3 protein-coding genes, 1 pseudogene and 1 riboswitch are annotated in these 4,623 nt (G+C 68.1%); of the genes and pseudogenes, 2 read left to right on the forward strand and 2 right to left on the reverse strand.

The window, feature by feature from the left end; all coding sequences use genetic code 11:
* Positions 1–1,293: pseudogene (locus AC5RUJ_RS11465) on the reverse strand (hypothetical protein); the annotation flags it as partial.
* A 76-nt stretch (positions 1,294–1,369) separates the two neighbouring features.
* Positions 1,370–2,164 carry a peptidoglycan-binding protein gene (locus AC5RUJ_RS11470; protein ID WP_494001116.1) on the reverse strand — a complete coding sequence of 265 codons (795 nt, stop codon included), beginning with the start codon at positions 2,162–2,164 and terminating at the stop codon, positions 1,370–1,372.
* 372 nt (positions 2,165–2,536) lie between these two features.
* A riboswitch (glycine riboswitch) is annotated at positions 2,537–2,638 on the forward strand.
* Positions 2,639–3,085: 447 nt separating this feature from the next.
* Here AC5RUJ_RS11470 and gcvH point away from each other — a divergent pair.
* Together gcvH and glyA are read left to right on the forward strand one after the other, a co-directional pair.
* Positions 3,086–3,472 (forward strand): glycine cleavage system protein GcvH, encoded by a 387-nt coding sequence (gcvH, locus tag AC5RUJ_RS11475; RefSeq protein WP_494127663.1) that lies wholly within the window; start codon positions 3,086–3,088, stop codon positions 3,470–3,472.
* 8 nt (positions 3,473–3,480) lie between these two features.
* Positions 3,481–4,623, forward strand: a 1,143-nt coding sequence (gene glyA / locus AC5RUJ_RS11480) for a serine hydroxymethyltransferase (protein WP_494155890.1), incomplete at its 3' end; no start/stop codon positions are given.

Below are 4,623 nucleotides of genomic sequence, written 5' to 3' on the forward strand. Positions count from 1 at the left end.
GGCCGCGGCGGCGGCCATGGCGGTCACCCGCCGGAGCGGCCGGCCACGGGTTTTCGCCCAGACCGCCGTGCCAAGCTGGCGGGCCATCCGCAGCAGGATGTAGGCAATCCCGAGAATGGGAAGCGCGACGGCGGTGATCGCCAGGACACGCACGGCCATGCCGGCGACGTCGCCGTCCGAACCGGCAGCCACCAGCAGCCTTTGTTGGTCCAAAATGCTGGCCCAGGCCGTCCCCAGGACCCGGGGAAGCGAGACCACCATCATGAAGAGGCAGAACAGGAGCAGCGGAACCGTGACCAGGACCCAGGCGGTCACGACGGCCCTGGCCCAGGGCTTGAGCAGCTTGGGTTCGGGATCGGACCACCGCCAGGGCAGCAGCCCCAGCAGGGTGGGCTTGATCCGTTGGAACAGGTCGGGGACCCCGGTGGCGTCGGCGAGGATGTGGTAACCGTCGAAGCGGACCAGGGGCAGCAGTTGGCGCACCATCTGCAGTATCTGGGTCACCACCACCAGCAGCAGCGCGTCGAAGCCGGTGAGCCACCAGGCGCCTATGGTGCCCACCACGACGATGGCGTTGAAGTACAGGCCGCCCAGATCCGTGCGGAGCCGGCCGCCGCGTCCCAGCCGGTAGGAATCGGTGACATCGGTGTAGAAGGCGGGCCAGATCAGGTACAGGCCCACGCCCATGGCGCCCGGGGTTGCGCCCCCGCGGCGGGCCCCGGCGGCATGGCCGAACTCGTGGAAGCCGGCCGAGAGAATGGTGATGGCGAACACCAGGAGCAGCAGCCCGGGGTTGGCGAAGGCTTGATGCGTTGCCGAGCCGAGGCCCTTGACCATGAGCACCCACCAGCACGCCGCCAGGAAGGCCAAGGTCACGGGCAGGGCGATCAGCGGATGGAACAGGACGGCGAACGGAGCGGTCAGCTTCCGGGTCAGCGCGGGATCCGTGACCGTGTAGCGGAACCGCATGCCCAGCAGCGGGCTGGCCTTTTTGACGTCGGGCTGAGAGCCGTTCGCGAGCCGCAGCAGGCCCAGCGGCAGCAGCTGCTTTTCCATCAGGGTCTGCACGTTTCCGGCAGTGATCAGCCGGCCGGACGTCTCGCCGGCGTGTTCGGCTATCTGGTCGAGGCCCCGGACGCCGTCGATGCCTTCCAGGACCGCGTACAGGAGCGGGGTCAGCTGGAGCGTCTGGCCGTCCGCGCGCCGGACCAGCGCGGGCGGCTCCCGGTAGCCGGATCCCTGTGCCGGTCCGAGGAGCTGCACGCCGTCGGCCAGCGCCGGGACGTCAATCAAAGGGGCAGCCGACCGGCCGCCGGGCAACGGGTCACTCGTGGCCGGCGGCCGGCTCGGACTGATGCTCATTCAGGGGCTATTGTTCGAGATCGGACTGCTGGCCGGCGCTGGCCTCGGCGCTGCCGTCAATCTGCTGGTTGATGATGGCGTCCTGCTGCGCCACCGCGACGGCGTTGCTGTCGATCGAGCCGATATTCGCCGCCACCGCGGCGTCGATCGGCGCGGCAACGTTGGCGTTGGCTGCCACGGCGCCGTTGATCGGGGCGGCAATATCGGCGTCCGCGGCCAGATCGACGTTGACGTTGAGCAGGTTCCCGTCGAGGGTCGACCCGAGGCCGTCCGTGACGGATCCGGTGTCGGGCAGGGTCCCGTCCGGCAACGTGCCGTCGGGCAGGGTGCCATCGGGAAGGGTACCGTCGGGCAGCAGCGCCGGAGCAGTTTCCTCCTGCCCGGCGGCGCCCTCCTGGGCAAGGCCGGAAGCGCCGACGGCGGCGCCCGTCCCGGCAGCGGAACCGGCCGTTGCCCCGGCGTCCTCTACGGTGTCATTGCCCTGGTCGATGGTGCTGTCCTGGGTCGACTCGGCGGTCGCGTCGGCCGTGATGCCCTGATTGATGATGACGCCCTGGTCGGACAGGGCCTGCGCCGTGGAGCCGGACGAGAGGAGGTTCGCCGAGGCGGCGGCATCGATGGGGGCCGCCACGTTGGCGTTAGCCGCGACGGCCAGGTCGATCGGCGCGGCCGCATCGATGGCCAGGTCGAGATCGGCATTCAGATCCAGGATGGACGCGACTTCCTTGTCCGGCAGCGCGGTCCCGGACTGGGATTCGAGTTCCTCCGGCGATAGCGGCGTGCGTCCTATGTCGTTGCTCATCAAAATCTCCGTTTCCGGCGCAAAGCGCCATTCGTTCCAACCCGTTGTCGAAACCTGTCGATTCTTGTCAACGGCCCGGCGGTACCGGTGCCTCGGTCATCAGCCTTCCTCTCGACGACATCAACGCAAAGCATACTGATGAATCCATTTATTGTGTAGGCGCCGGCGTCCGCCCGCACGCGCAGCGGCGGACGCGGACTTGGACCGGCGCCGGCGGGACCGGAGAGTACGGCCGGCGGGGCGGGACCTTGAAGTGGCGGCCGAAAGTGACCCCAGTTGGCGACGCCTCCGGATGTTTGGCGGCGGGAATTTGGGATCCTACCGGCACTGTGTGTAGGGTGTGAGGCGAATCACCCACAACTGAATGCCTTTCGAACCGTGGCGGGAGAGACCTCTCCGCACACCATCCGGGCAGGCGCCGTAGGAGCAAATCCTCCCCAGGAATCTCTCAGGCCCATGTACCGCCGCGGCGAGGCAACTCTGGAAAGCAGCCCGGCAGCAGCCTGGCTCACCGACGGTGCAAGCGGAACACACTCCGCGGAATCTCTCAGGTCAAATACAGAGCGGGGAGGAACCCAATCCCAGCCGAGCCCTCGGGCCGGCCCAATCTTGGAGTTCCTCATGACTTCTGACCTGCAGCGGCGCGTCCTCCGCAGCCATCGCTCAAAGACTTGGTCGCCGGCCCTGGCCCCACCGTGATCCCCGCCCGTCGTTCCCGGTGCCCGGCGCCCTAAGCCTCGAGCCAAGGAGCCCGGGGATCCGGCCGCCATCCACCGCTTCACCGAAGCCACGATCACCGTCCGCACGTGCTTCCGCCCACGAAGCTCCAAGGCAGACGGAACGGGTGCACTGCAGGGACCGAGTCGACCTCGACCTTCTCTCATCTCCTCAACAAAAAGCGTGTTTAAGAAAGGCATCACAGTGAGCAAAGTCAACGCCGCACTACGATACTCCGCGGAGCACGAGTGGGTGGCCGCCGACGGTTCCGGCCCGTCCAAAATTGGCGTTTCTGCCGTGGCAACCGAGGCGCTGGGCGACATCGTGTACGTGGATCTCCCGGAGGTCGGTACCGTCGTGACGGCCGGTGAGACCTGCGGTGAAATCGAGTCCACCAAGTCCGTTTCGGACCTCTACTCCCCGGTGACCGGTGAGGTCATCGAAGTCAACGGTGACGCCGTGGCCGACCCGGCCTTGATCAACGATGACCCCTACGGCGCCGGCTGGCTGTTCACCGTCCAGGTGTCGGAGGAAGGACCGCTGCTCTCCGCCGAGGAGTACGCCTCCGCCAACGGTGGTGAAGTAGCGTGAGCGCGGCAATGGCGGCGGTCGCCAGCACCAGCCTGAACGTGGACCTGGGCGTCCTCGATCCGGAAATTGCCGCCCAGATCGACAACGAGCTGCGCCGCCAGCAGTCCGGGCTGGAAATGATCGCCTCGGAGAACCACACCCCCGTCGCCGTCATGCAGGCGCAGGGCTCGGTCTTGACCAATAAATACGCCGAGGGTTACCCGGGGCGCCGGTACTACGGCGGCTGCGAGCACGTGGACGTGATCGAGCAGCTGGCCATCGACCGGGTCAAGGAGCTGTTCGGCGCCGGCTTCGCCAACGTCCAGCCGCACTCCGGCGCCCAGGCGAACGCCTCCGTGATGCACGCCCTGATCAAGCCCGGCGACACGATCCTGGGCCTGAACCTGGCCCACGGCGGGCACCTGACCCACGGCATGAAGATCAACTTCTCCGGCCGGCTCTACAACGTGGCCGCCTATGGCGTCTCCGAGGAGGACCACCGGGTCGACATGGCCGAGGTGGAGCGGCTGGCGCACGAGCACCAGCCGCAGCTGATCATCGCCGGCTGGTCCGCCTATCCGCGCGAGCTCGACTTCGCGGAATTCCGCCGGATCGCCGACGAGGTCGGGGCGTACCTGATGGTGGACATGGCGCACATCGCCGGCCTGGTGGCCGCCGGCCTACACGCCAGCCCGGTGCCGCACGCCCACGTGGTCACGTCCACCACGCACAAGACGCTGGCGGGGCCGCGCGGCGGCATCATCCTGACCAACGAGGCGGACATCGCCAAGAAGATCAATTCCGCGGTGTTCCCAGGCCAGCAGGGCGGGCCGCTCGAACATGTCATCGCGGGCAAGGCCGTGGCGTTCAAGGTTGCCGCCTCCAAGGAATTCGCCGACCGCCAGCAGCGTACGCTGGCGGGCGCACGGATCCTGGCCGAGCGGCTGTCGCAGCACGACGTCGCGGAGAAGGGCATCACGGTGCTGACCGGCGGCACGGACGTGCACCTGGTCCTGGTCGACCTGCGCAATTCCGAGCTGGACGGACAGCAGGGCGAGGACCTGCTGGCGGCCATCGACATCACGGTGAACCGCAACGCGGTGCCGTTCGACCCGCGGCCGCCCATGGTCACCTCCGGCCTGCGCATCGGCACGCCGGCGCTGGCCACCCGC

The organism is Arthrobacter sp. Y3223164, from assembly GCF_059091005.1.